Raw genomic sequence first — 25,829 nt, forward strand, 5'->3', positions numbered from 1 at the left:
GCGCCCGCGCGGAGGGTGCGCCGAGTGGCCCCACGACACGCCCGCTACGGGGCGAGTGGCCAGCCGCGCATCGAGAACACGCCCTCGTCGCGGGCGCCCGCCGAGGCGTAGGTGGCCAGGGCCGCCTCGTTGTCGGTGTCGACGCCCACCCACATGCCGTAGCAGCCGCGGGCCCGGGCCTCGGCAGCCAGGGCCTCGGTCAGGGCGCGGCCGATCCCGCGCCGCCGGTAGCCCTCGTCCACGGACAGCTCGTACAGGCACATCTCGGTGCCCTTGTCCGGGTGGCTCATCTCGACGCCGGAGACCATGCCGGCGGGCACGCCGTCCACGTACGCGATGAGCATCAGGTGCCCGGGCGAGGCGAGGAACCGCTGCGCCCAGTCCTCGCGGACGGGCCCGTCGAAAAGGCCCTCGGCGGAGCGGAGTTCGTCGGCTGCGGCGGCTCGGCGGATGTCCATGGCGGCCACCATAATGCGGGGATGCAGAGCGGAGAGACCGATTTCTACACGGCGTGGCGGGCCGCGCCGCCGGCGGTGCGCAGGTCGCTCGCCCTCGCCTACGAGGCCCTCACGGCCGGCGGCCTCGCGGTGGGGGCGGTCCTCGCGGACCCGGCGGGGGCGGTGCTCAGCGAGGGCCGCAACGAGGCGTACGAAGACGGGCCTGGGCCGGGGGCCGGGTCTGCGCCGGGGCCCGGTGCCGGGCCGGGGCCGCTGCGCGGTACGCCGCTGGCGCACGCCGAGATGAACGCGCTCGGGGCCGCCCGGACCGCCTGGGACCTCGGCGCGGCCGTGCTGTGGAGCACGCAGGAACCGTGCGGGATGTGCGCCGCGGCGGCCCGGTTCACGGGGGTGGGCGAGGTGCGGTACCTCGCGCCGGACCCGTGGGCCCTGGCGGGCGGCTCCCCGGAGGCGACGGCGTCGCGGGCCTGCGGCGGGGTGTGGCTGCCCGCCGCCAACGTGATGTTCCTCCGGAGCGTGGCCGTCGCCGCTACCGGCCCGGCCGAGCCGCGGATCCTGACCCGCCACCGGGCCGCCGAACCGGAGACCGCGGCCCTGCACGACCTGGTGCCGGCGGGTCTGCCGACGGCCCCCTCGGTGGAGGCCTGGCTCGAACCCCTCTGGCCGCACCTGGCCCGCGCCGCGGCGGCCCGCGCCGGGCGTACCGGCTAGTGCGCAGCGGTGTCCGGGGCGTGGAGGGCGAGGGCCGCCGCGTAGCCGGGCGGGGCCGCGAGGTCGGTCAGGGTCCAGCCGGGGACCGCGGCCGGGGTGGGCGCGGAGCTCACGTACGGCTCGGCCAGGCCGAGCGCCAAGCCCGTGCCGACGGCCTTGAGGTAGGCCTCCTTGCGGGACCACACCCGGGCCATCGCCGCCTGCCGCTCCGGCTCCGGGAGCGCGGTCAGCTCGGCGGTCTCCGCGGGGTGCAGGGTGGTCAGCACGTCGGCGACCGCGGCCGCGCTCGGGACCGCCTCCACGTCGACCCCGACCGGGACACCGGCGAAGGCGAGGTAGGCCACGTCGTCGCTGTGCGAGAGGGAGAAGTGCGGGGCGCCGCCGGCCACGGCGGGCCGGCCGTGCGGGCCGCCGCAGCACGGGCACGTCTCGCGGACCAGCACCACCTCTGCCGGGGCCAGCCCGAGGTAGCCGCCGAGCAGCACCCGGAGCCCCACGTGCGAGGCCGTGTAGCGGATCCGGTCGGCCTCCCGCAGCATCCGCCCGGCCCGGTCGCGCTCGGCCTCGTCCAGCACCGGGAGCGCCTCGGCGATCCGGTGGCCGCCGACCACCTCCGAGGTGGTGTCCAGAGCCCAGACCACCACGTCCGCGCCGACCGGAGGCGCGGCGGTCCGCGGCGCGTCGCTGCCGAGGCGGTTCAGGTTGGTACCCACCCGACGAGGGTAGACGAGCAGGTCGGCGGCCCGACTCCGGGCGCGTCCTATGCTTCCATCCCGACATCGACCTGATCGGTCGACTCATTCGACTTGGGGGAGTCCAGAATGCGAAGTGCCGTCGTCACGCCCGCGGGTGACCGGATCCGGTGGGTCGAACTGCCCGGGGCCGGGCCGGCCCGGGTCTACCTGCACGGACTCGGTTCCACCTCGCCCGCCTACTTCGCGGCGAGCGCCGTGCACCCGCTCCTCGCCGGGCGCCGGTCCCTGCTGGTCGACCTGCTGGGGCACGGGCACAGCGACCGCCCCGAGGACTTCTCGTACACGCTGGAAGCGCACGCCGACGCGCTCGCCTCCGCACTCGAACAGGCCGGGGCCGGCGGCGCCGAGCTGATCGCGCACAGCATGGGCGGCGCTGTGGCCGTCGTACTGGCCGACCGGCACCCCCACCTCGTCTCCCGCCTGGTGCTGGTCGACGCGAACCTCGATCCGGTCCCGCACACCCCCGGTACGGCCGGCAGCAGCGGGCTCGCCACCTACACCGAGGAGGAGTTCCTGGCCGGCGGCTGGACCGAGGTGCGCGACCGGGTCGGAGCGCACTGGTGGTCCACGATGCGGCTCGCGGGCCGCGTGGCCCTGCACCGCACCGCCGTGCACCTCGCCGCGGGCACGCAGCCCACGATGCGCGAGCTGCTGCTGGAGCTGAAGATCCCGCGCAGCTACCTGTTCCCGGCCGAGGACGGCCACTTCCCCGGCACCGAGGCGCTGGAGGCTTCCGGGGTGATGGTGCTCGCCGTCCCCGACTGCGGGCACAACATCATGCTCGACAACCCCGACGGCTTCGCCCGCGCCGCCGCGGCAGCCCTCGCGAGCACCCCCGACCTGCCACGGTCCTAGCGGCTGCCCGCCTGCCGGACCGCCGGGGTGCCGTCCTGCGTCCTGGCGCCCGGCGACGGGGTCCCGTCGGTCCAGGCGTAGACCCGCTTGCCGCGCACCGCGACCTGGTACTGGTAGAAGTCCCGGCACTCGGACCGCTCCTCGGCCCGGGTGTCGCGCGGCCACCACTTGGCGTCCAGCCCCGGCTTCGCCATCTCCTTCGGCGTGCCCGCCGGGCACTGCGGGCCGTCCAGCGGCGTCGCGCCCAGCTTGAACCGGATCAGCCGGGCCTCACCGGTGGTCCGCGCGTGTATGCGCACATCGGTGGCGTCCTTGGGTATCCAGGACGGCAGAACCCACGCCTGATCCCCGCGCGTCGGAGCATCGGCCGCGCTCTGGAAGCGCTTGCCCTTCTCCTTGAACACCGCGTCGTTGACCACGTCGGACACGGGGTTGGGCGGCAGGTTGGGCAGCGCGAAGGCGGCGGTGGCGAGAGCTCCCACGGTGGCGGCGACGATGACGAGAGGACGGCGGTTCATACCCGCAAGTGTTCGCGACCGCGACCGTTTCCGCGTCCCTCCCGAGTACGAACCTGCTCTCGACCCCAAGAGTGACAACGACCCATACCTGAGTCCCGGGACCCATACCTGAGTCCCGGCTGTGCCCGGCTGTGCCCGGCTCCGCCCCCTGGACCCGGCGGGACGAGTGGCGTGCGCGGCGCTTATAGGCGCCGTGGGGATCGGCGATATGGCGGGCTCCGAGGGTGTGACCAGACGCCGCACCGGGAGTTGGCCGGGCGGCGGGCAATACCGCCCCGCCCAGCACTCCCGTACCGCCCCCGTACCGCCCCGTCGTAACGCCCCCCGCCCCGTCCTGGAGGAATGTCATGCGCCGTCGTCTCGCCCCCGTTCTCGCGTCCGCCGCCGCGGCCGGTGTGCTCGTCTTCGCGACCCCCGCGTCGGCGGCTCCCGCGGACAAGCCGCAGGTGCTGAGCAACTGGACCCAGACGAGCGCCGCCAGCTACAACTCCTGGGTCGCGGCCCGCGGCAACCAGGGCGCCTGGTCGGCGTACGGCTTCGACTGGTCGACCGACTACTGCACGACCTCCCCGGACAACCCGTTCGGCTTCCCCTTCCAGACGGCCTGCGCCCGCCACGACTTCGGCTACCGCAACTACAAGGCGGCGGGTGAGTTTTCGGCCACCAAGACCCGGCTGGACGACGCGTTCTACTCGGACCTCAAGCGCGTCTGCTCGCAGTACTCGAGCGTGAAGAAGGCCTCCTGCGACAGCACGGCCTGGACCTACTACCAGGCCGTCAAGGCCTTCGGTGTCTCCCCCCAGGACGCCCCGACCGCGTGATCCACGCGCGTCACCCCGCTCCCCGTCCCGCCCGACGCCCCCTGTCGGGCGGGACGGTCGTATGAGCCGCCGCCCCGCAGAGCGCACCGGAGGGCGTTCCGGAGAGCGGAACGCGCGCCCCCGCACGCCCCCTCCTCACGTTCACATGTTCTCCGTTTCTGCTTCACCGATCCGTGTGCCCCAGAACCCTCCGCCCCGTGGATCGTCATGCCCGCGGCCGTGGGTGGGTGGCCGTTTTCCAGCCACGCACGGCTTGTGGGGAAGGGGGGCGGCCCGGTGTCTCGGCCACGTTTTCTGTTCGTGTCATGGGTGGACGTCGCACGACGGCAGGCACGACGGCAGGCGCCCGCGCCGACGTCGGCGGCGGGCAGACCGCAGCGGGACGGCTGCGCCTCCTGAACCGCATGCACGAGCTGATCCCCGGCGCCGAACTGGCGGGCGAGGTCCTGCTCGACGGCGAGGACGTCTACGCCCGCGGCCGGAGCCTCGCCGACGCCCGCCGCCGTATCGGCATGGTCTTCCAGAAGCCGAACCCCTTCCCGGCGATGTCGGTCCACGACAACGTGACGGCGGGCCTGAAGCTGACCGGCATCCGCGCGAACACGGCGGTCAAGGACGACCTGGTGGAGGAGTGCCTGGCCAAGGCGGGCCTGTGGAAGGAGGTCCGCGACCGGCTGCGCCAACCGGGCGGCGCCCTTTCGGGCGGTCAGCAGCAGCGCCTGTGCATCGTCGAACACGGCCCCACCCCGGCGATGTTCTCCACGCCCTCGGACCCGCGCACCTCGGACGACGTGGAGGGCCGCTTCGGCTGACCGGGTGAGTACGGGCGAGTGGCAAAGGGGTCGTCCGCGCCGTGCGGCCGACCCCTTACCCTGTCGCTACAACCCGCTCGGTAAGGTGCCCTGACCTGCACTGAAGCCCTCCGCGAAGGGAGGGCTCGGGGTGGTGGAGAGAAGTGCCCCCGGCAGGACTCGAACCTGCGGCCAAGTGCTTAGAAGGCACCTGCTCTATCCACTGAGCTACGGGGGCCGGAAGGTGGCCGTGGTGGCCTGGAGCCCCTTTGGTGGGGGTGGGACTGTGGTCCGTGCCGGGTCAAGGATAGGGCTCCGGTTGCCTTGTCCCGGTTGCTTCACCCGCGTGCCACGATGTGGAGGTTCGGTGAAGCGGTCCCGATAATCGCAGGCAGGTGCGATTCTCGCATCGCTTTTGCGCCGCGGCGCCCTGGGTGTTGTGCACTCGTTATGCCTGCGCCCCACTCGTCCGCCGTGCCCAGAATGTCCCACTGGAGTCGCGGTCGGCGCGCAGAGGACGTATAAGCTTCAAAAATGGTCCTAAATTGGGCATTCTTCGCATGTGGTGACCTTGGATGTTCGGCCTCAGCTGCTCGATGCCCTGTCCGCCCTGCGCGACCGGGTCGCGTCCGTGCGTCTGCCGCTGCCCCTGCCCGGCGCCCCCCGCGCCCGCCAGACCAGAGCCGAGCTGCTCGCGCAGCTCGACGACTACCTCGTACCCCGGCTGAAGGCGCCCGAGGCGCCGCTGCTCGCCGTTGTCGGCGGGTCCACCGGGGCCGGTAAGTCCACCCTCGTCAACTCCCTCGTCGGGCGGCAGGTCAGCGAAGCCGGGGTGCTGCGCCCGACCACGCGCACACCGGTGCTCGTCTGCCATCCGGACGACCACCACTGGTTCGCCGGGATGCGGGTGCTCCCCGACCTGATGCGGGTCTGGGCCCCGCCGGGGGAGGAGGAGCGCGTTCCGGCCCCGAAGGCGACCGCCCCCCGCGGCCCCCTGAACCACTCCACCCGCGAGCTGCGGATCGAGACCGTCTCCTCCCTGCCCCGCGGGCTCGCCATCCTCGACGCCCCCGACATCGACTCCCTCGTGGTCGAGAACCGGACACTCGCCGCCGAGCTCATCTGCGCCGCCGACGTCTGGGTCATGGTCACCACCGCCTCGCGGTACGCCGACGCCGTGCCCTGGCACCTGCTGCGCACCGCCAAGCAGTACAAGGCCACCCTGATCACCGTCCTCGACCGGGTTCCGCACCAGGTGCTCGCCGAGGTCTCACGGCAGTACGGGGCGCTGCTCACGCGGGCCGGGCTGGGCGAGGTGCCGCGGTTCACCGTTCCCGAACTGCCCGAGTCGGCCGGCGGGGGCGGGCTGCTGCCGGCCAGCGCCGTCGCGCCGCTCGCCGCGTGGCTCGCCCACCACGTCCAGGACCCGGCCGCCCGGCAGTACGCCGTCGGGCGGACTGCGCTCGGGGCGCTGGACTCCCTGGCCCGGCGGATGCCCGAGCTCGCGTCGGCCGTCGCCGCCCAGCACGCTGCCGCCGTGCGGCTGACCTCGGCCGTCGAGGACGCGTACAAGCGGGAGGGCAAGCGGGTGCGCAACCGCCTCGACCAGGGCGCCGTGCTCGCCGGCGACGCGCTGACCCGCTGGCGCGGCTACCCGCTCGACACGAGCGCGGATGAACTGCTCGACTCGCTGGCGGAGTCCCTGGCGGCGCTGCTGCAGTGCGCGGTCGCCGCCGCCGACGAGCGGATCGCCGAGGCCTGGCGGCGAGAGCCGGCCGCCGGGGCGGTGTCGCTGCCCGCTCCCGATCGCGAGGCGGCGGAACGTATCGGCATGGCCGTACGCCGGTGGCGGCGCGTGCTGGAGGAACTCGCCGAGGAGGAGGTAGCGCAGCTCGACAAGCAGCCCGCGCCCGACCCCGACGGCGTCGCCGCCCTGCTGGTCGCCGCCCTGCTGGGCGGCAAGCGGGCCCGCCCGGCGGGGGAGAAGCTCGCCGAACGGATCGGCGCGCAGGCCGCCCTGCGGCTGCGCGACCGCGGCGGCGAGCTCGTCGGCGAGCACCTCGACCAGGTGCTGCGCGCCGAGCGCGACCGCCGGCTCGCTCCCCTGGAAGCACTCGAAGTGACCCCGGAACCACAGTCCGAGCTGATCGCCGCGCTGTCGCTACTGCAGAAGGAGAGGTGACGCGGTGACCGCCTTGACCGATCGCACCGACGACCGCTGGGACGACGGACTCATCGCACGCTCGCGCCCCCGGCCCGCCGACCGGGAGCCCGGCTTCGATGACGACGACGAGGGCGACGACGCGCTCGTACGGGCGGTCTCCGGAGCCGGCGAGGATGGCGGCAAGGCCCCCGCGTCCCCGCTCAGCCCCGAGGCCCAGGCGCTGCGCACGCGTCTGGACGCGCTGCGCCAGCTCGTCGGGCTGTCCCGGACCCGGATCCTCGACGGCAAGACCCTCGCCGAGGCCGGACGGGTGCTGGACGAGGCGGCCGCGCGGCGCGGCCTGTCGGCGCAGCACACGGTCGTCGCCATCGCCGGAGCCACCGGAAGCGGCAAGTCCACCCTCTTCAATTCACTCGCCGGGGTGCAGATCTCCGAAACGGGGCTGCGCAGGCCCACGACCGCCGCGCCGATCGCGTGCAGTTGGTCGGACGGGGCCGCCGGCCTGCTCGACCGGCTGGAGATCCCCGGACGGCTGCGGCGCCGGCCCCGCGAGACCTCGGAGGCCGAGGCGCTGCGCGGGATGGTCCTGGTGGACCTGCCCGACCTGGACTCGGCCGTCGGCGCGCACCGGGAGCACGTGGACCGGGTGCTGGCACTTGTCGACGCGGTGGTGTGGGTCGTGGACCCGGAGAAGTACGCCGACGCCGTGCTGCACGAGCGGTACCTGCGCCCGCTGGCCGGGCACGCGGAGGTGACGTTCGTCGTGCTGAACCAGGTGGACCGACTGCCCGGCGAATCGGCGGACCTCGTACTGGACGACCTGCGCAGGCTGCTGGACGACGACGGGATCGCGCTCGGCGAGCACGGGGAGCCGGGAGCCACCGTGCTCGGACTGTCCGCCCTCACGGGTGAGGGCGTCGGGGAACTGCGCGAGATGCTCGGACAGTTCACCCAGGAGAAGGGCGCCGCCACCCGGCGGATCTGCGCCGATGTCGACCGGGCCGCCGCGCGCCTGCGGCCGCTCTACGTCGCCGACGGGCACCCGGGGCCGGAGATCGGGGAGGCCGCGCGCGCCGAGTTCGAGGACCGCCTCGCCGAGGCGGTCGGGGCGTACGCGGCAGGGCTCGCCGCCGAGCGGGCCTGGCGGCGCAATGCCGGGAAGGCGTGCGGGACCCCGTGGCTGCGGCTGTGGCGGTGGTACGAGAGCCGGCGCGCCCCGCGCACGCTGGCCGGGCTGGCCGCCCTGGCGGCGATCGGCGGCCGGGGCGCGCCCGTCGTGGAGCCGCCGGTGGAGGAGGAGGTGACGGCCCGCCAGCGCGTGGAGCAGGCCGTGCGGACGGTCGCCGACGAAGCGGCCGCCGGACTGCCCCAGCCCTGGGCGCAGGCGGTCCGCGAGACGGCGGTGCGCGGTGCCTACCAGCTCCCGGAGGCGCTGGACGAGATCGCGGTGACGCTCGGCGCGGCGGTCGCGGTGCCCAGTGCCAAGCCGCCGCGGCCCGCGTGGTGGCCGGCGGCGGTGCTGGCGCAGGCGGCCATGACGCTGCTCCAGATCTACGGCGGGCTGTGGCTGGTCGGGCAGATCGTCGGGGTCCTGGAGCCCAGACTGCTGCCGCCGGTGCTGCTGATGGTGGCGGGCATCATCGGCGGGCCGCTGGTGGAGTGGGCCTGCTCGATCGCGGCCCGCGGTCCGGCGAGGCGGTACGGGCAGGACGCGGAGCGGCGGCTGAGGCAGGCGGCGGCCGGGTGCGGCCGGGCCCGGGTGCTGGAGCCGGTGGCGGCGGAGCTGCTGCGCTACCGCGAGGTGCGCGAGCAGTACGCGGCGGTGGCCGCAGGGGGGATCAAGTTGTCCACAACCCGCCAGTAGTCCACAGGCGCGAGCGGGCTCCGGCTGCCTCGCCCAGCATGGTCGTACCTCGTGCGGATGGTCCGTGCGGGTACGGAACACGGGTGCGGGGCGGGCGGATCTCAGCCGCGGCCCCGCCCGGGGAGGGCGGCCGGGATGAACGACACCCAGGTGACGCTGGTGGGTCACGTGGCAACGCAAGTCGACTACAGGGAGACGCCGGCGGGACCGTCGGCGCGGTTCCGCTTCGCTGTGACACCGCGGTACTTCGACCGCCGCAAAGAGGTCTGGGCGGACGCGCCCACCAGCTTCTACACCGTGTGGGCGCGGCGCACCCTCGCCCTGAACCTCGCCGGCTCCGTCTCGGTCGGCGAACCGCTCGTGGTGCACGGGAGGCTGCGGGTGCGCGAGAACCCGCCCGACGAGGAGGGCAACCGGTGGTTCTCGGCGGACATCGAGGCGACCGCCATCGGGCACGACCTCAACCGCGGGACGGCCGCCTTCCGCCGGATCGTCAAGGTGGACGCCCCTCTGATGGCCACTCAGAACGGGGCGGTGGTCTGAGTGTTCGAGGCGGATAGGATTCCCCGGTACTCACGGGCACCTGGGCCTTCGGCCCGAAGGGGAAGACTGTGTCGATTGCCGTTCCCGCATCCTCCGCTCCTGATTCCACTCCTGGTCCGGCTCCGGCTCTGGTACCGGTTCCGGTTCCAGCTCCTGGCCCGGCTCCGGCTCCTGTGCCGGGTCGCGCGGCGGCTGCCGTACGGGCCGGCGTGCGGCGGCCGTTGGCGGTGGCGCTGCTCACCGCGGCGCTCGCCGCCGCCCCGGGCGCTCAGGCAGCCGCCGACAGCGACCCGACGGTGCCCAGGGCGCCGGAGGGCGCGAGCGCCGTGCTGGACGGGCTGAAGACGTTCGGGCAGGCGGTCCTGCGCGGCGGCGACGGATCCGTGCGCCAGATCCCGGCCGGGCTGTACGAGATGCGGGTCGACGGCGGCGGGATGCTCCAGACGTACGGGGTCGGACTCGCGGGCAACGCGCAGCCCCAGGCCCGGTTCAACGAGAGCGGCTGGAGCGGCAGCCCGCTCGCGGGGAACGGGGAGGCGGGCCGGATCCGCTGGGTCCTGGAGCACTCCTATCCGCAGCTGAACGACCTGGCCGGGCTCGCCGAGGCGGCCGGTGCCGGGGCGCTCACCGCGGAGAGCGCGGCGGCCGGGACGCAGGTGGCGATCTGGCGGCTGGCGGACGGCGTGCAGGTCGAGGCAGCCGACCCGGCGGCCGAGAAGCTGGCCGACTACCTCCAGCGGGAGGCGGGCCGGATGCCGGAGCCGCCGGCTTCGCTGGGGCTGGACCCCGGGGACGTGTCGGGGCCGGTGGGCAGCCGGCTCGGGCCGGTCACCGTGCGGACGGGGGCGCAGAGCGTGAGCGTGACCCCCGACGCCGCGGCGGTGGCGATGGGGGTGCGGGTGGTGGACGCCGAGGGGCGCCCGGTCGACACCGCGGTCAACGGCAGCCGGCTGTACTTCGAGGTGCCCGCGGGCACTCCGGACGGCATCGCCTCGGTCACGGTCCACGGCGCGACCAGGGTGCCGGTGGGCCGGGTCTTCACCAGCGGTGTGCCGGCCCAGACCCAGATCGTGGCGGGCTCCAGCGCGTCCGCCACGGCGGCGACGGCGACGGCGATGTGGCCCCGGTCCGCCGAGACCCCGGTCACCGCGACGACGGGCACGGCATCGGGCTCCGGCTCCGGCTCCGGCGCGGGCTCCAACACGTCCGCCGGGACGGCGTTGACCACGCTGGGCTCGCTGTCCGCGCAGGGCTCGCCCGACAGCTCGGAGGAGCGCCTGGCCACCAGCGGCAGCTCGGCGGCCACGCCGTTCATCGCCTCCCTGGCGGTGGGGCTGGTGGTCCTGGGCGGTCTGGTGGTGCTCCTGCTGCGCAAGCGTCCGCTGGAGGAGGAGTCGGAGTAGCAGACCGGCTGTCCTGATTCCGGATCCGGGAGCGCGGGTAGGGACTGGAGATGGCTGGACAGGAACTGACCTGGCGGGGCGCGGTCGCGCGGTGGGACCGGCAGTGGTTCGACGCGGTGGCCCGGCGGCACTGGCCCGGGGCCGACCGGGTGCTGCCCCGGCTCGGGCGGGCCGCGAACCACGGGGTGCTGTGGGGCGCGGCCGCGGCGGGCATCGCCGTCCTCGGCTCGGCCGGGGCGCGCAAGGCCGCCCTGCGCGGGGCGGCCTCGCTGGCACTGGCCTCCGCGACCATCAACACCGTCGGCAAGTGGTCCGTGCGCCGTCCGCGGCCGCTGCTGGACGGGGTGCCCGTAGTGCGCCAGCCGGCGACGCCGCCCTGGACCACCTCCTTCCCGTCGGGGCACTCGGCGTCGGCGTTCGCCTTCACCACCGGGCTCGCCCTGGAGGCCCCGGCCTGGGGCGCCGCGGTGGCTCCGGCAGCCGCCGCCGTGGCCTTCTCCCGGGTCTACACCGGCGTGCACTACCCCTCCGACGTGCTCGCGGGCGCGGCGCTGGGGGTGGCCGCGGGGTTCGTCGTACGCCACCTCGCGCGGGACGCCGAGGAGGCGCGGGTCGTCCCGGGCGACGAGCGGACGGCGGCCGGGGCGCCCGCGCTGCCCGACGGGCGCGGACTCACCGTGGTGGTGAACACCGGGTCGGGGACCACCGCGGCCGCGGGGCTGGACGTACTGCGCGAGCGGCTGCCCAAGGCCGAGGTGGTCGAGTGCGCGGGCCCGGAGCTGGTCGCGGGGCTGGCGGCGGCGGCCGCCCGCTCCACCGTGCTCGGGGTCTGCGGGGGCGACGGCACGGTCAACGCCGCCGCGACCGCCGCACTGCGGGCCGGGGTCCCGCTCGCGGTGTTCCCGGGCGGCACGCTCAACCACTTCGCGCTGGACCTCGGCCTCGCCGGAGCGCAGGACACCTGCCGCGCCGTGGCGGCCGGCCACGCCGTGCACGTCGGCGTGGGCCGCTTCACCCCGGGGCCGGAGGACGACCGCCCGGCGTACTTCCTGAACAACTTCAGCATCGGGGCGTACCCGGAGCTGCTGGGCCACCGGCTGCGGTGGGCACCCCGGATCGGCGGCGGGCCCGCCGCGCTGCTGGCGGCCTGGCGGGTGGTGCGGGCCCAGCGCCCCGTACGGCTCCGGCTGGCCGGGCGGCCCCGGAGCGTATGGCTGCTCTTCGCGGGCAACGGCACGTACCGGGGCACCGGACCCGCGCCCCGGTGGCGCGACAGCCTCGGCGAGGGCCTGCTCGACGTCCGCCTCGTCCACGGCGGCGGCCGCCCCGGCCCCCGGCTGCTCGCCGCAGCCCTGGCGGGCCCGCTGACCCGTTCCCCCGTCCATGTGGCCACGCGCCTGCGCAGCCTGCGCGTCGGGGACATCCCGGCGGGCACTGCGCTCGCTTACGACGGCGAATACGCGAAGGCCCCCGCCGCGCTGGTGCTCGACGAGCTCCCGGACGCGCTGACGGTCTACCGCCCCCGCTGACCTGCATGCGGACCCGGTCGTTCCGGGTCAATGGGGTGGAGCGGGGGTGATCGAAGCGCCTACAGTGATCCGAAATTAGGATCATCCGACGCGTGAAGATGCGCAAACACTGCGGTGCTGTCTGTGAAGCTGTCCCGGATCGCCGCTGCGGTCACCGCCGCCGCCATTGCTCCGGCCGTACTGCTCGCCTCCCCGGCGTTCGCCGAAGAGGCCGCCCCGGGGCCGGCCGCCCCGCCCGCGCCGACCGTTCCCGACCAGACCCCGGCCGAGAACACCGCGGACAAGCCGCTTCGACGGCGGCAAGACCGCCGCCGAGAGGCGTCACTTCCTCGAGGTGACCCAGTACCAGCTGCGCCACCAGGACAACCGCGTCCGCGTGGCCCGGGTCGCCAGCGTCGGGGGCCCCGAGGTGTGCGAGGCGGCGCGGGACGCCCTGAACGCCGTCGACCCCAAGGCCATCGAGGCCTTCCTCAAGACCGGCCAGCACGAGGCCCGCGCGAAGGACAAGGCCGCCGAGGACGCCGCCAAGGCCGCCCGGGAGGCCCAGGCCGGCAGCGGCACGGGCACGGGCACCGGGACCACGGCCCAGCCCGCCGTCGTCACCACCGGGTCCGGCGCCACCGCCACCACCAGTAACGGGAACGTCACCGTCAACGGCGGCGGCCACACGCTGGCCGCCACCGGCGCGGGCTCCGACACGGCCCTCGCCGCGGGCGGCGCGGGCGCCGCGCTGGTCGCCGGCGCCGGTCTGCTGCTCGCCGCGCGCATGCGCCGCGCGGGCACCGGCGCCTAGCCGGAAACGTACCGAGGGGTACCGGGGGGGTGCTGCCCGAAGGCGGCACCCCCTCGGCATCCGTACCGGCCGCCGGGGCCGTCGATCCCTGTCCAGGCCCGGAATCCGGCCCCCGCGCACCGCCCCGGCGTATGGCCCGGGGGCCATACGGGTTTCCCCCGAGGTATGGACGACTGGCAAGATGGGGTGTATCTGCCCACCCATCGATCTGCCGGACGGTTTCTCTTGGCTGAGTTCATCTACACCATGCGCAAGACGCGCAAGGCGCACGGCGACAAGGTGATTCTTGATGACGTCACCCTGAACTTCCTGCCCGGCGCGAAGATCGGTGTGGTCGGCCCGAACGGCGCCGGTAAGTCCACCGTTCTGAAGATCATGGCGGGCCTGGAGCAGCCGTCGAACGGCGATGCCTTCATCACGCCGGGCTTCACCGTGGGCATCCTCATGCAGGAGCCCAAGCTCGACGAGTCGAAGACCGTCCTGGAGAACGTCCAGGACGGCGCCGCCGAGATCATGGGCAAGCTCAAGCGCTTCAACGAGGTCGCCGAGGAAATGGCGACCGACTACACCGACGCGCTCATGGACGAGATGGGCAAGCTCCAGGAAGTCCTGGACCACGCCAACGCCTGGGACCTCGACGCCCAGCTGGAGCAGGCCATGGACGCCCTGGGCTGCCCGCCCGGCGACTGGCCCGTCACCAACCTCTCCGGTGGCGAGAAGCGCCGCGTCGCGCTCTGCAAGCTGCTGATCGAGGCCCCGGACCTGCTCCTCCTCGACGAGCCCACCAACCACCTCGACGCCGAGTCGGTGAACTGGCTGGAGCAGCACCTCTCGCAGTACAAGGGCGCCGTCGTGGCCGTCACCCACGACCGCTACTTCCTGAACAACGTCGCCGAGTGGATCCTCGAACTCGACCGCGGCCGCGCGCACCCCTACGAGGGCAACTACTCCACCTACCTGGAGAAGAAGGCCACCCGCCTCAAGGTCGAGGGCCGCAAGGACGAGAAGCGCCAGAAGCGCCTCAAGGAAGAGCTGGAGTGGGTCCGCTCCAACGCCAAGGGCCGCCAGACCAAGTCCAAGGCCCGTCTCGCGCGCTACGAGGAGATGGCGGCCGAGGCGGACAAGATGCGCAAGCTGGACTTCGAGGAGATCCAGATCCCGCCGGGCCCGCGTCTGGGCTCGATCGTGGTCGAGGTCAACAACCTCTCCAAGGCGTTCGGTGACAAGGTCCTCGTCGACGACCTGTCCTTCACGCTGCCGCGCAACGGCATCGTGGGCATCATCGGCCCGAACGGCGCCGGCAAGACCACGCTCTTCAAGATGATCCAGGGCCTGGAGGCGCCGGACTCCGGCTCCGTCAAGATCGGCGAGACCGTCAAGATCTCGTACGTCGACCAGAGCCGCGCCAACATCGACCCCAAGAAGACCCTCTGGGCGGTCGTGTCGGACGAGCTGGACTACATCAACGTCGGCCAGGTCGAGATGCCGTCCCGTGCGTACGTCAGCGCCTTCGGCTTCAAGGGCCCGGACCAGCAGAAGCCGGCCGGCGTCCTGTCCGGTGGTGAGCGCAACCGCCTCAACCTGGCGCTGACGCTCAAGGAGGGCGGCAACCTGCTGCTCCTCGACGAGCCCACCAACGACCTCGACGTCGAGACCCTGTCCTCGCTCGAGAACGCGCTGCTGGAGTTCCCCGGTGCGGCCGTGGTCATCTCCCACGACCGCTGGTTCCTCGACCGGGTCGCCACGCACATCCTGGCGTACGAGGGCGAGTCCAAGTGGTACTGGTTCGAGGGCAACTTCGAGTCGTACGAGAAGAACAAGGTCGAGCGTCTCGGTGCGGACGCCACCCGCCCGCACCGTGCCACCTACAAGAAGCTCACCCGAGGCTGAGGCAACGGTCATGGCCAGACACCACTACCGGTGCCCCCTGCGCTGGGCGGACATGGATGCCTTCGGGCACGTCAACAACGTCGTCTTCCTCCGCTATCTGGAGGAGGCGCGGATCGACTTCATGTTCCGCCTCGCGCCGGGGGAGGGCAGTGAGTCCTTCACGGGCGGCTCCGTCGTGGCCCGCCACGAGATCGACTACAAGCTGCCCCTCGTGCACCGCCACGAGCCGGTCCTCATCGAGTCCTGGGTGACCCGGATAGGCGCCGCGTCCCTGACCATCCGCTACGAGGTCAAGGACGAGGCGACCCAGGACGCGCCGGAGACGGTGTACGTGCGCGCCGAGACCGTGGTCGTGCCGTACAACCTCGCCGAGGGGCGGCCCCGCCGCATCACGGCCGAGGAGAAGCTCTTCCTGGAGGAGTACCTCGACGAGCCCGCGGACGCCTCCGAGCGCCGCAAGAGCACGCAAGGGCGCCTCGCGGCATGAGCGGGCTCCCCGAACAGCTGCGGTTCGCCGACTCCGGGGAGGCGGCGGACCTCGCCGCCTTCCTGGGCCGGCTGCTGCACTACGACCGCGCCGCCGCGGTCCGCCTCCAGGCGGGCGGCGGCGCGCTCGCCGTCTTCGGGCGGCCGCCCTCCTTCGAGGTGCTGGCCGTCCGCACGGTGCGGCTGGCCGGGCCCGTGGCGGCGCCGCTGGACCTGACCGTGTCCGCCGGTGAGCTGCTGGAGTCCGTCGAGGAGTCCTCGGCGCTCGCCGTCGTCCCCGCGCCCGTCACCGGACCCGCCTGGGCCGGGGTGCTCCCGCCCCGCGGCGGCTGGCAGCAGGTTCCCGGGCTGCCCGGCCCCGAGGCGATCGGCGAGGCCGTGGCCGCCGCCGTGGCCGAGTTCCGGGCCCGCGACGAGGCCCTGCCCCCGCAGCACCGCACGCGGTCCGAGCGCGACCGCATCGGCCGCGAGATCTGGTCCCGCACGCTCGGCGACACGGAACTCCCGCTGCGGGCCGTGCACGCCGCGCAGTCCCTGGGCTTCCTGCGGCCGATACGGTCCACCGTGCCCGCCGCCCCCGTCCCGCCCGGTGCCCCCGACCCGGTGGCGCTGTTCGCCTCGGGGAGCTGGCTGCGCCTGCGCACCCCGTACGGCTCGATCGCCCTGCGCCGCCCCGGCGGCGTCGGAGGGCTCGGCGCCCTCCAGGTCCGCCCCCTGTAGTCCGCTAGCCCGCGGTGTTGATCATCGACGCCGCCGCGTACGTCAGGTAGCGCCACAGCTGCGCCTCGTGCTCCGGCGCCAGGCCCAGCTCGTCCACCGCGACCCGCATGTGCTTCAGCCACGCGTCGTGCGCCGCGGAGTCCACCTGGAACGGCGCGTGCCGCATGCGCAGGCGCGGGTGGCCGCGGTTCTCGCTGTACGTGTTCGGGCCGCCCCAGTACTGCATCAGGAACAGCGCGAACCGCTCCTCTGCGGGCCCGAGATCCCCTTCCGGGTACATCGGACGCAGCAGCGGGTCCTCGGCGACCCCCTGGTAGAACCGGTGGACCAGACGGCGGAAGGTGTCCTCGCCGCCCACCTGCTCGTAGAAGGTCTGCTCCTGGACCGTGCCCCTCGGAATCTCATTCACCCGACCATCGTCTCAGACGCCCGGACGGAGGACCCGGGTCCTAGGACTCCGAGGTCGCACGGGAACGGCCCGCGCAGGACAGTGGAGTCATGGGCGCACACGCCGAGGTTCGCGACGTGCTGGAGACCGCGCACGCCGCCCAGGTGCGGGAGCTGACCGCCGCCGGGGCGCTGGACGATCCGGCCTGGCGGGCGGCCTTCACGGCCGTGCCCCGGCACGTCTTCGTCCCGTACTTCTTCACCGGCCGCGGCGCGGGCAACGAGCGGCTGTGGGCCGAGGACCCGGACCCGGAGCGGCGGGCCCGCTGGCTGCGCGGGGTGTACCGGGACGCCCCGCTCGCGACGCGGCTGCGCGACGGCGAGCTCGTCTCCTCCAGCAGCCAGCCCTCGCTCATGGCGAAGATGCTGGAGGCCCTTCAGGTGCGCGATGGGGACAACGTGCTGGAGATCGGCGCGGGCACCGGCTACAACGCCGCCCTGCTGTGCCACCGGCTCGGCGAGGACCTGGTCACCACCGTGGACCTGGACGAGGAGATCACCGAGTCCGCGCGCGCCCACCTGGCCCAGCTCGGGTACCGGCCGACCGTGGTCACCGGCGACGGGGCGCGCGGCTGCCCCTCCCGCGCCCCCTTCGACCGGATCCTGGTGACCTGCACGCTGCCGCTGATCCCGTACGCCTGGCTGGGGCAGTGCCGGCCGGGGGCGCGGATCCTGGCCCCGCTGTCGACCGGGCTGATCGCGCTGACGGTCCGGGACGCCGAGCTGGCGGAGGGCCGCTTCCTGCACACCTCGGCGTACTTCGTGCCGCTGCGCGGGGCCACGGCGGCGCCGCCCGGGGCGTTCGGCCTGCCGCAGGGGCTCCCGTACGAGATGGTGGAGAACGAACGCTTCCAGTTCATGCTGCTGCTGACCGCAGGCGCACTGCACCCGAGGGAGGCGCTGGACCTGTGGCGGCGCGAGGACCGGCCGGCGCGGGAGCGCTTCGGGGTGACGGTCAGCGCCGAGGGGCAGTGGTCGTGGCTCGACGATCCCCAGGGGCCGTACGTGTGGCCCCTGGGGGAGGAGGGCGGGCCGGGCTGGGAGAGCTCTAGCCCCGGCGGACGGTGATCGTGGTCCAGGCGCCGACGTGCACCCGGTCGCCGTCGGCGAGGGGGACCGGCACGTAGGGCTGGATCGGGTCCTCGCCGCCGTTGATGGTGGTGCCGTTGGTGGAGTTCTGGTCCACCACGGCCCAGCCGCCGTCGGGCTGCTGGACGAGCACCGCGTGCTGGTGCGAGACGCCCGGGTCCTCCGGGGGCACCGACAGGTCGATGTCCGGGGACTCGCCCGTGGAGGCGCGGCGGCGGCCGATGGTGATCTGCCCGCCGGCGAGCGGGAGGTGCTGCTCCGGGGAGTACGCGGGCAGGTTGAGGCCGGCCGCCTCGGGTCCGCTGCGCTGCATCATCGCCATGAAGTACGAGCGGTCGGGGCCGATCGTCGCGGTCCAGGCGGCGCCGGGCTGCTGCTGGGACGGGAACGGCTGGTACGGCTGGTACTCCTGCTGCTGCGGCGGCGGGGGCTGCTGCTGGTACTGGGGCTGCTGGTACTCCCGCTGCGGAGGCTGCTGCTGACCGGGCTGACCGGGCTGACCGGGCTGCTCGTGCGCCGGAGGCGGCAGCAGCCAGTCGTCCTCGCGCTGCAGCGGCTCGGCCGGGCGGTTGACCCGGGAGGGCCGCGAGCCCTGGTACTCGAAGTGGTCCTGCGAGTACGCCGGCGGGGTCTGCGGCGCGACCGGCGGCGCGGGCGGTGCCGGGGGCGGCGGGACCGACGCGCCGGCGGATGCCTGGCCACGGCCCTGGCCGGTGTCCGGCGCGATCGGCGTGTACGAAGTCGCCGTACGGGTCAGGAAGTTGTACCGGCACTCCTCGCAGAACGGGGCCATAGCCTCGCGCGGGGTCCGGCACTGCGGGCAGAGCTCGGCCTGGGCGGTGGGCTCACCGGCGGTGGGAGGGTAGCCGTAGCCGTAGGAGGGCGCCGCGGGCGCACCCGCGGGGGCAGCCATGCGGTGGCCGCAGACCTCGCACCAGTCGTCGGAGGCGGACTGGTGCCCGTTCGGGCAGGTCGGCATGGCGGCTCTTCCCCCTTCTCCCTGCGTCATCGCGTCAGGTCTTCTTCTCTGTGGTCAGTTCTTCTTCACTCGGACGGTCTGGGTCGAACGCGTTTCAAGAGTCATCTCGTCGGCATCGGCGACCTTCGCCTTCAGCCGCACAGTACCCGCCGCCGCGTCGACGACATCCACCACCTTCGCCAGCAGTTTGGCAGTGTCGGCGTTCCCCGAGGCGCTCGCCAGCTGAACGGCCCGGCCGAGTTTCGCCGTTGCGCCGCCGACATCGCCCAGTTTGCGCGCTTCCAGCCCCTGCTGGATGGCTTGCGCGAGTTCCGCCTGGCCCGTGTAGTGGGCGACCTGGGGGTTGATCGCGGTGGACGCGGCCAGATCGTTCGTCCACACCGCGCGGACCAGCCCTTGAGCGAGCGTGGCGGGCGGTTCGCCCGCCGCTCCCGGCAGGATCAAGGTGGCACGCGCCGCTAGCATCTCCTGCCCCACGGCCGCGGCGGGGACCCGTACGCACACGTGGTACTCCCGGGACTCGTCGCCCCACGACCCGGTCGGATAGTCCCCGGCGCGCGGGCCCGCCTCGGTGCGGCGGGCCGTCAGGTCCTGCATGGCGGGTGCGACCTGCTTGACGTACTGGATCTCCACGCCGACCGGGGTCCACAGGCGCAGTGCGACGTCCGCGACCTCCTTGCCCATGACGTTCTCCATCATGAGCGTGAAGTCCTCGGCGAGGTGGGCCGGGTCCGCCACGATGTCGGCGGTGCCGAGCAGCGCGCTCGCGATGCCGGTGACCTCCTTGACCTCCCAGTCGGTGCCCACCCCGCGGGCGTCGCAGGTGAAGCGGCCCGCGCAGCCGTCCAGGGCGGCCCGGAGCACCGAGGGGTCCTCGTGTTCGTTGCGGCCGTCGGTGAGCAGGATGCCGTGGCGGATGGCCGCGGGGGAACGGCGCAGCAGGCCGTCGGCGAGGCGCAGCCAGGTGCCGATGGCGGTGCCGCCGCCGGAGGTGAGGCCGCGCAGGGCCTCCTTGGCCTGGGCGCGGGTGGCCGGGTCGGCGGTGGCGAGGCGGCCCTGGCCGGGGTAGACCTCCTTGGCCACGTGGGTGCCGGCGATCACGGCGAAGGCGGTGCCGTCGCGGAGGGTGTCGATGGCGGCTGCGGTGGCCTCGCGGGCGCCGCGCATCTTCTCCGGCGGGTACTCCATCGAGCCGGAGCAGTCGACCATGATCACGACGGCGGCGCCGCCCCGGTCCGCGGCGGTGCGGGTGGCGGTGGCGCCGCCGGTCGAGGTGACCGTGACGATGGCGTGGACGTCGCGGCCGCCCTCGGGGAGGAACTCGTTCTGGTACACCTCGACGCTGAAGCGCGCCGCGCTCGGCTTGGCGAAGTTCGCCATCGGTTGGACTCCTCGGGAGCTGGGGACAGGCTGGTCAGACCTGGGGATGCGGTTCCGCTTCCGTTTCCGGATGTGCTCCGGCAGCCGGCTCCGGCCGGGCGGCGAACGGCACCACGGCCACAGTGACGTTGTCGTGTCCGCCGCCGTCGAGGGCGTGTCCCACCAGGACCTGTGCGCTGTGCAGGGGGCGGACGGCCGCGTCGGCGGGCAGCACCTGGGCCATGTCGCGCGCGGATTCGGCGTAGTTCCACAGCCCGTCGGTGCAGACCACCACCACGCCGTCGTGGTCCGGCTTGAAGGTGGCGGTGTGCGGTTCGAGGTCGTAGGCGTCGGCGCCGAGCCAGCCGGTGATGGCGTGGGCGCGGACGTCGGCGTAGGCCTCGGCCTCGCCCATCAGGCCGGCCGCGACCATCTGGGCGGCCCAGGAGTCGTCCTCGGTGAGGCGCCGGGGGAGCGCGGCGCGGTCGTCCGGGACCCAGTACGCGCGGCTGTCGCCGACCCAGCCGATGGTGAGCAGGCCGCCGCTGACGACGGCGCCGACCAGGGTGCACGCGGGGGCGTTCTGGGCGCCCGGAACCTCGGGGGCCAGGGCGTTCACGGCCTCGGCCGCCGCCAGGATCGCCTCGTGCATGGCCTCCTGGGGGTGGGCGCCGCGCGGCAGGGCGTCGAGCAGCGCCTCGTTGGCGGCGCCGGCCGCGGCGGCCGATGCCTCGTCGGGGCGGCTGGCGGAGGAGACACCGTCGCAGACGATGGCCACGGTGGCGGCGGAGCCGTCGGGCAGGGCGGTGGCCGCCACGGCGAAGGCGTCCTCGTTGCGGTGGTGGCGCAGCCCGCGGTCGCTGACGGCGGCGACGCTGCCGAGCTCCTCTTCCTGGTGGTCGCGCTCCCTCGGCTGGGCGTGGCCGCAGTGTTCGCAGTAGCCGTCGGTGTCGACCCGCCCGGCGCGGCAGGCGACGCAGGTCTTGCCGGTGTCCTCCGCGGCCTCGGCCCCGGTAGCCGCGTCGGGGGGCGTCGCGGGGGTCGTGGCGCCGCCGGGCAGGTCGTAGCGCGCGGGCGCGCCGTCGTCGCCGCTGCCGTACGCGGGCCCGTGCGCCGGGGGTGCCGGCGGCGGGGGCGTGGCGGGCGCCGGGTGGGGGGCCCCGCCCGCGGGGACCGGGCCCTGCGGGCCGGTGGTGCCGCCGTCGCCGCCCGGGCCGCTGCCGTACGCCGGTTCGTGGCCCGGGGCCACGGCCTGCGGGGCGCCCTCGCCGTACGGGTCCTCGCCCCCGGGGGTGTCCGCCCAGCCGCCCGGGCCCTCGACCAGGGTCGGGGCCGCCGTGCTGACGCTGCCCCAGCCGGGAGCGGCGGCCGCGGCGCCGACCGCACTGCCGTACCCGTGCACCGTGGGGGCCGGGGCCGGGGCCGGGGCCGGTGGGGGCGGGGTGATGGGCAGGGTGGGGCGGGCGCCGGACTGCGGCGAGGGCGGGACGGGTTGGCCGCAGACGCCGCAGAAACGGTCACCCTCTTCCAGGGGCTCCGCGCAGCTGGGGCAGCCCGACAGCCGATGCTTCGACATCAATCACACCCACGTCCGGGGACGGAAACGGTTTGCCCGCTCCACCAGTTCGATCCTCTCCTCGCCCTGCTGCGCCAGCCGTGCGAGCACGCGGTACGAGCGCTCCAATCCGAAGCGCAGCCCCCGTTCGTCCAGTTGGCTTCCGAGCAGCGAGGTCCGGCCGGGGTCGGAACCCCGGCTACCCGACAGTACCCAGTCCAGGGCCGAGCCCAGAACTTCCGTCGACAGCCGGACGTGGCGCACCGAGTCCAGACCGAACCGCGCCAGCGCCTCCACCTGCGCGGCAGCCGCCGTCAGGTCGGGCAGCAGCTCGTCCTGCGGGGACCGGTCGCGCAGGCGTGCCCGTACGGCGGCCACCCGGGCGGCGGTGTGGTGGATCGAGGCCTCGGGCACGGATTCCAGCGTCTCCACGGCTCCGGCCCGGTCCCCGGCGGCCAGTTGCACCCGGGCCAGCCCGAACGCCGCGCTGACGAAGCCGGGGTCGGTGGCCCACACCAGGCGGTAGTAGTCGGCCGCGTTGTCCAACTGCCCCAGCACCTCGGCGCACAGCCCGAGCGCCAGCTTCGGGGCCGGCTCGCCCGGGAAGGCGTCGTAGATGGCGTCGAAGGACAGGGCCGCCATCTCGTCCTCCCCGGCGGCCAGGGAGGCGACCCCGCGGGCCCACACGACCCGCCAGTCGTCCGGGTAGAGGTCCTCCAGCTCGTCCAGGGCGGCCGCGGCCACGGCCCGTTCGCCCAGCTCCAGCCGGGCCCGCAGCTCCCGCAGCCGCAGCTCGGGGGAGTCGGCCGGGGCTGTGCCGAGCGCGCCCAGCAGGTCGCCCGGCGCGGAGGCCAGCAGGCCCGCGAGGAAACCGGCGTTGGGATCGCCCGCGTCCACCAGCGGCACGGGCAGCGCGAGCGCCGCCTCCCGGGCGTCCAGCGTTCCGGGCGGCGTGTGACGCGGCACGGACAGGCCGAAGCCCGGGTCCGGGTCCGGGAACGGCACGGCTGCGGGTGCCGCTGCGGCCGTGCGCGGCGCGGGGACGGCCGCGGCGGCCCCGGCGGCCGCACCGGGCGCGCCGGCCTTGTGCGTCGCCGTCGTCCCGAGCGGGGCGGACGGGGCCGCGGCCACGCCCCCCGGGCTCCCGGCGGGCGCCGCCGGGGCCGGAACCGGAGCAGCCGCCACCGGGGGCAGGGCAGCAGCCGTCCCCCGGCGCCCGCCGGAGCGGGAACCCGACCGGGAACCGAACCGGGAACCCGCCCGCGAGCCGGGCCGGTCCCCCAGCCGGGACACCTCCGCGCCGGCCGCGTCGGCGAACAGCCTGTCGTCCGGGACCCGCAACTCCGGCCCGAACAGGGTGGAGACCTGCGGCCGGGGTCTGCCGGTCTGGAGCGCGACGACCTCCCGCAGCACGCCCGTCAGCTGGTCCGCCATCTCCTGCGCGGACGCGAACCGCCGGCCCGGGTCCGGGTCGGTCGCCCGTACCAGCAGCCGGTAGAACGACTCGTACCGCCCGAAGACCTCGATGTGTTCCGGATCGGGCAGCGAGTCCGCGAAGACGTTCGTGTACCCCTGGAAGTCGAAGGTCAGGACGGCCAGCGTCCGCGCCACCGTGTACAGGTCCGAGGCGACCGAGGGGCCCAGCTCCGCGACCTCCGGCGCCTGGTAGCCGACGGTGCCGTAGATGGCCGACTCGTCGTCGTCCATCCGGCGCACCGCACCCATGTCGATCAGCTTCAGCTGGTCCTGCTGCTGGATCGCGTTGTCGACCTTGAAGTCGCAGTAGAGGAGGTTCCTGCTGTGCAGGTGGCCGAGCGCCTCCAGCGCCTCGATGCCGTACGCACAGGCCTGCTCCACCGGCAGCGGATCGCGCCGCCCGTCCGGCCGGCGCCGGTCGTTGGCGATCTCCTTCAGGGATTTGCCGCCGACGTACTCCATGACGATGTACCCGTCCAGCGAGCCGGTCCGCTGGTCCAGGTGCTCCACGAAGTTGTAGATCCGCACGATGTTCGAGTGCTCGATCTCCGCGAGGAAGCGCCGCTCCGATATCGCCGCGGCCATCGCGTCCTGGTCACCGGTGTCCAGCAGGCCCTTGAGCACCACCCACCGGTTCGACACCGCACGGTCCACCGCCAGGTAGACCCAGCCGAGGCCGCCGTGCGCGAGACAGCCCGCGACCTCGTACTGACCGTGGACGACGTCGCCCCCGCGCAGCTTGGGCACGAAGGAGTACGGGTGCCCGCACTTGGTGCAGAACCCTTCCGTCCGGCCGGGCCGCTCGCCCCGGGCGCGGCCCACCGGGGCCCCGCAGTCCGAGCGCGAGCAGAACCGCTTGCGCTCCGGCACCTCCGGGTTCTCCAGTACGGCCGCCGAGGGGTCCGGGCGCGGCACTTCCGGCACGCTGACCAGCCCGGCCCCGAGCCGGCTGCGCCCCGAGGACGCGGCCGCCGAGCCCGAACTGCGCACCGACACCGACCGGGTGGACGCGGAGCCCGACAGCGCCCGCGAGAGCCGCCCCGACACCGACCGGCGCGAGGAGGAGGACCGGGAGGAGCGCGCGGACCGGGAGGAGCGCGACGAGGACGAGGAGGAGCGCCCGGAGCCCTGCGAATCGCCGGGGCGCGCCGCGCTGGTCATCGCGGTCGGTACGGACACCAGCTCCTCCGCACCCGCGGACGCGGCACCGATCGGCGCCAGTCCGCAGGTGTCGCAGTACACCTCGCCGGCGCCCATGTCCTCGTACGCACCCGGGCAGCCGGGGCGAACGCAGGCGGTTCCGATCAGGCTCATGCGTCCTCCTTCCCCGGCCCGTCGGGCCAGTGGTGTTCGGGCAGCGGCTGCTGCTGCGGCACCAGCGACTCGGCCGCCGCCCACTGGTAGCGCAGGACGGCCTGCTCGGCGGCCCGCAGGTCGCAGGGCGCGCTCCACAGCATCCGCCGGGCCGTGTCGTACCGCTCGATCAGCAGCGGATCCTCCGCCAGCCCGTGCCGGGCCACCTTCGCCCTGTAGGCGTCCAGACGCCCGCGCAGCTCGGCCCGTACCGCCAGCGGCGCCGTCACCGCGGTCAACGATTCGCGGGCCCGTTGGAGTTCCTCCTCGGCACGCTCCTCCAGGGACTCCAGCAGCGGCGAGAGCCGGTGCCACTGCGACTGCCGCCGGTACTCGGCGGCCGCGGCCAGCTGTTCCTGGAGGGCGGTCGGCGGGCCGCTCACCGCGGGCACCTCGGACGCGGCGATCTTCGCGAGCACCTCGCCGCGCGCCGTCCGCGCCTCCGCCAGGGTCCGGTCGGCCCGCGAGAGCACGTCCCGCAGGCTGATCAGCCGCTGCTCGGAGTCCTGCCGTACGTCCAGCACGGCCTCGACCTCGCGGCGTACGTCCTCCAGCGCGAGCGCGGCCCGGTCGTAGCGGACGGTGTCGGGACGGCCGCCCCCGGGCGCCGAACTCCCCGAGACCGGCACCCAGAACGCCAGCGGGTCGGAGATCACCTGCTCCCGCAGCCGCGCCAGCTCGGCGGTGATGGCCTCCAGGTCGTCCCCCGACGGGTGCTCGCCGGGGCGCACCCCCACCGAGTGGGCCAGCGAGCGGGTGCGGTGCAGCTCGGCGGCGAGCAGGTCGATGCGGGCGGGCAGCGCCGACCACACCGAGTCGGCGGCTACCACCACGTCGAGCGAGCCGGCGTACAGCTCGTTCATCCTGGCCACCAGCTCGGCGAGCGAGAACCGCTCGGCCAGCAGGGCGCCCTCCACCCCGGCGCCGGCGATCGTCACGCCGGGCCCGCGCAGCCGGTCGGTCAGTTCGACCAGGTCCTCACGGCTGGGCCAGCGGCGCCGCTCGCGGATCTGCCGGGCGGCGGTCAGCGCCCCGCTGTAGGCGTCGAAGTACGTCCACAGCCGGGTGATGGCCGCGTCGGCCGCGGCCCACCGCTCCCGGGTGACCCCGGTGAGCCCGGCGCCCTCCAGCAGCCGGCGCCCGGCGTGGTCCTGGAGCGCGAGCAACGAGGTCTCGACGGCCTCGTGCTCCGCCCCCAGCCGGGCGAGCGCGCGGTCGACGTCGTCCCGGTCCATCACTGCCGACACCGCAGAACCCGCCTCCGCCGTTG

22 protein-coding genes, 1 tRNA gene and 1 pseudogene are annotated in these 25,829 nt (G+C 74.4%); 14 read left to right on the plus strand and 10 right to left on the minus strand.

Features of this window, described 5'->3' with window-relative positions:
* Window positions 1-44: 44 nt before the first annotated feature.
* Window positions 45-458 (minus strand): GNAT family N-acetyltransferase, encoded by a 414-nt coding sequence (locus tag AB0M99_RS14810; protein ID WP_365920227.1) that lies wholly within the window; start codon window positions 456-458, stop codon window positions 45-47.
* Between the two features lie 21 nt (window positions 459-479).
* Here AB0M99_RS14810 and AB0M99_RS14815 point away from each other — a divergent pair, with 21 nt between their 5' ends.
* The gene (locus tag AB0M99_RS14815) at window positions 480-1,169 is read left to right on the plus strand and encodes a nucleoside deaminase (RefSeq protein WP_365920229.1); all 690 of its coding nucleotides are present in this window, start codon (window positions 480-482) and stop codon (window positions 1,167-1,169) included.
* On the opposite strand, the gene AB0M99_RS14820 is transcribed toward AB0M99_RS14815, so the two are convergent.
* Window positions 1,166-1,882 (minus strand): 4'-phosphopantetheinyl transferase superfamily protein, encoded by a 717-nt coding sequence (locus AB0M99_RS14820; protein ID WP_365920231.1) that lies wholly within the window; start codon window positions 1,880-1,882, stop codon window positions 1,166-1,168. The genes AB0M99_RS14815 and AB0M99_RS14820 overlap by 4 nt on opposite strands.
* Window positions 1,883-1,990: 108 nt before the next feature.
* Here AB0M99_RS14820 and AB0M99_RS14825 point away from each other — a divergent pair, with 108 nt between their 5' ends.
* Complete coding sequence (locus AB0M99_RS14825; RefSeq protein WP_365920233.1) at window positions 1,991-2,779, plus strand: alpha/beta hydrolase; 789 nt, start codon at window positions 1,991-1,993, stop codon at window positions 2,777-2,779.
* Here AB0M99_RS14825 and AB0M99_RS14830 read toward each other — a convergent pair.
* Window positions 2,776-3,297 carry a hypothetical protein gene (locus AB0M99_RS14830; protein ID WP_365920235.1) on the minus strand — a complete coding sequence of 174 codons (522 nt, stop codon included), beginning with the start codon at window positions 3,295-3,297 and terminating at the stop codon, window positions 2,776-2,778. The two genes, AB0M99_RS14825 and AB0M99_RS14830, sit on opposite strands and share 4 nt — an antisense overlap.
* Window positions 3,298-3,644: 347 nt before the next feature.
* Between AB0M99_RS14830 and AB0M99_RS14835 the strand changes: the two genes are divergently transcribed.
* Together AB0M99_RS14835 and AB0M99_RS14840 are read left to right on the plus strand one after the other, a co-directional pair.
* Window positions 3,645-4,118: a phospholipase gene (locus AB0M99_RS14835; protein WP_365920237.1), complete on the plus strand. Its 474-nt coding sequence runs from the start codon at window positions 3,645-3,647 to the stop codon at window positions 4,116-4,118.
* 386 nt (window positions 4,119-4,504) lie between these two features.
* A pseudogene (locus AB0M99_RS14840) lies at window positions 4,505-4,930 on the plus strand (ATP-binding cassette domain-containing protein); the annotation flags it as partial.
* Window positions 4,931-5,074: 144 nt separating this feature from the next.
* Here the strand turns inward: AB0M99_RS14840 and AB0M99_RS14845 are convergent.
* A tRNA-Arg gene (locus tag AB0M99_RS14845) sits at window positions 5,075-5,147 on the minus strand.
* A 333-nt stretch (window positions 5,148-5,480) separates the two neighbouring features.
* Here AB0M99_RS14845 and AB0M99_RS14850 point away from each other — a divergent pair.
* The 9 genes from AB0M99_RS14850 (at window position 5,481) to AB0M99_RS14890 (ending at window position 16,301) form a co-directional block, all read left to right on the plus strand.
* Window positions 5,481-7,091 carry a dynamin family protein gene (locus AB0M99_RS14850; RefSeq protein WP_365920239.1) on the plus strand — a complete coding sequence of 537 codons (1,611 nt, stop codon included), beginning with the start codon at window positions 5,481-5,483 and terminating at the stop codon, window positions 7,089-7,091.
* A 4-nt stretch (window positions 7,092-7,095) separates the two neighbouring features.
* A complete protein-coding gene (locus tag AB0M99_RS14855) occupies window positions 7,096-8,937 on the plus strand; it encodes a GTPase (RefSeq protein ID WP_365920241.1) in 1,842 nt (613 codons plus the stop codon).
* Window positions 8,938-9,072: 135 nt separating this feature from the next.
* Window positions 9,073-9,480 (plus strand): single-stranded DNA-binding protein, encoded by a 408-nt coding sequence (locus tag AB0M99_RS14860; RefSeq protein ID WP_365920243.1) that lies wholly within the window; start codon window positions 9,073-9,075, stop codon window positions 9,478-9,480.
* 209 nt (window positions 9,481-9,689) lie between these two features.
* Window positions 9,690-10,883, plus strand: a complete 1,194-nt coding sequence (locus AB0M99_RS14865; RefSeq protein ID WP_365920245.1) for a thioester domain-containing protein — start codon at window positions 9,690-9,692, stop codon at window positions 10,881-10,883.
* A 50-nt stretch (window positions 10,884-10,933) separates the two neighbouring features.
* Window positions 10,934-12,412 (plus strand): phosphatase PAP2 family protein, encoded by a 1,479-nt coding sequence (locus tag AB0M99_RS14870; RefSeq protein WP_365920247.1) that lies wholly within the window; start codon window positions 10,934-10,936, stop codon window positions 12,410-12,412.
* A 334-nt stretch (window positions 12,413-12,746) separates the two neighbouring features.
* Window positions 12,747-13,205 carry an ALF repeat-containing protein gene (locus AB0M99_RS14875; RefSeq protein ID WP_365920249.1) on the plus strand — a complete coding sequence of 153 codons (459 nt, stop codon included), beginning with the start codon at window positions 12,747-12,749 and terminating at the stop codon, window positions 13,203-13,205.
* Window positions 13,206-13,430: 225 nt separating this feature from the next.
* A complete protein-coding gene (gene ettA, locus AB0M99_RS14880) occupies window positions 13,431-15,095 on the plus strand; it encodes an energy-dependent translational throttle protein EttA (RefSeq protein ID WP_365920251.1) in 1,665 nt (554 codons plus the stop codon).
* 10 nt (window positions 15,096-15,105) lie between these two features.
* A complete protein-coding gene (locus AB0M99_RS14885; RefSeq protein WP_365920253.1) occupies window positions 15,106-15,582 on the plus strand; it encodes a thioesterase family protein in 477 nt (158 codons plus the stop codon).
* Window positions 15,579-16,301 (plus strand): hypothetical protein, encoded by a 723-nt coding sequence (locus AB0M99_RS14890; RefSeq protein ID WP_365920255.1) that lies wholly within the window; start codon window positions 15,579-15,581, stop codon window positions 16,299-16,301. Before AB0M99_RS14885 ends, AB0M99_RS14890 begins: the two co-directional genes overlap by 4 nt.
* Before the next feature lie 4 nt (window positions 16,302-16,305).
* Here the strand turns inward: AB0M99_RS14890 and AB0M99_RS14895 are convergent, their stop codons facing one another.
* Entirely contained in the window at window positions 16,306-16,710 is a 405-nt protein-coding gene (locus tag AB0M99_RS14895) for a globin (RefSeq protein ID WP_365920256.1), read from the minus strand.
* Window positions 16,711-16,799: 89 nt separating this feature from the next.
* Between AB0M99_RS14895 and AB0M99_RS14900 the strand changes: the two genes are divergently transcribed.
* Complete coding sequence (locus AB0M99_RS14900) at window positions 16,800-17,816, plus strand: methyltransferase domain-containing protein (protein ID WP_365920258.1); 1,017 nt, start codon at window positions 16,800-16,802, stop codon at window positions 17,814-17,816.
* On the opposite strand, the gene AB0M99_RS14905 is transcribed toward AB0M99_RS14900, so the two are convergent.
* From AB0M99_RS14905 to AB0M99_RS14925, 5 genes are read right to left on the minus strand one after another with little or no spacing between them, the layout of a single operon-like run.
* Window positions 17,797-18,816: an FHA domain-containing protein gene (locus AB0M99_RS14905; RefSeq protein WP_365920260.1), complete on the minus strand. Its 1,020-nt coding sequence runs from the start codon at window positions 18,814-18,816 to the stop codon at window positions 17,797-17,799. The two genes, AB0M99_RS14900 and AB0M99_RS14905, sit on opposite strands and share 20 nt — an antisense overlap.
* Window positions 18,817-18,870: 54 nt before the next feature.
* Entirely contained in the window at window positions 18,871-20,196 is a 1,326-nt protein-coding gene (locus tag AB0M99_RS14910; RefSeq protein ID WP_365920262.1) for a VWA domain-containing protein, read from the minus strand.
* Window positions 20,197-20,230: 34 nt separating this feature from the next.
* Window positions 20,231-21,751 carry a PP2C family serine/threonine-protein phosphatase gene (locus AB0M99_RS14915; RefSeq protein ID WP_365920264.1) on the minus strand — a complete coding sequence of 507 codons (1,521 nt, stop codon included), beginning with the start codon at window positions 21,749-21,751 and terminating at the stop codon, window positions 20,231-20,233.
* A gap of 3 nt (window positions 21,752-21,754) precedes the next feature.
* Complete coding sequence (locus tag AB0M99_RS14920) at window positions 21,755-24,520, minus strand: tetratricopeptide repeat protein (RefSeq protein WP_365920266.1); 2,766 nt, start codon at window positions 24,518-24,520, stop codon at window positions 21,755-21,757.
* Window positions 24,517-25,794 carry a hypothetical protein gene (locus tag AB0M99_RS14925; protein WP_365920444.1) on the minus strand — a complete coding sequence of 426 codons (1,278 nt, stop codon included), beginning with the start codon at window positions 25,792-25,794 and terminating at the stop codon, window positions 24,517-24,519. Before AB0M99_RS14925 ends, AB0M99_RS14920 begins: the two co-directional genes overlap by 4 nt.
* Window positions 25,795-25,829: the final 35 nt, after the last annotated feature.

It is taken from the genome of Streptomyces sp. NPDC051183 (assembly GCF_040682455.1).
In the GTDB taxonomy this organism is placed as follows: domain Bacteria; phylum Actinomycetota; class Actinomycetes; order Streptomycetales; family Streptomycetaceae; genus Streptomyces.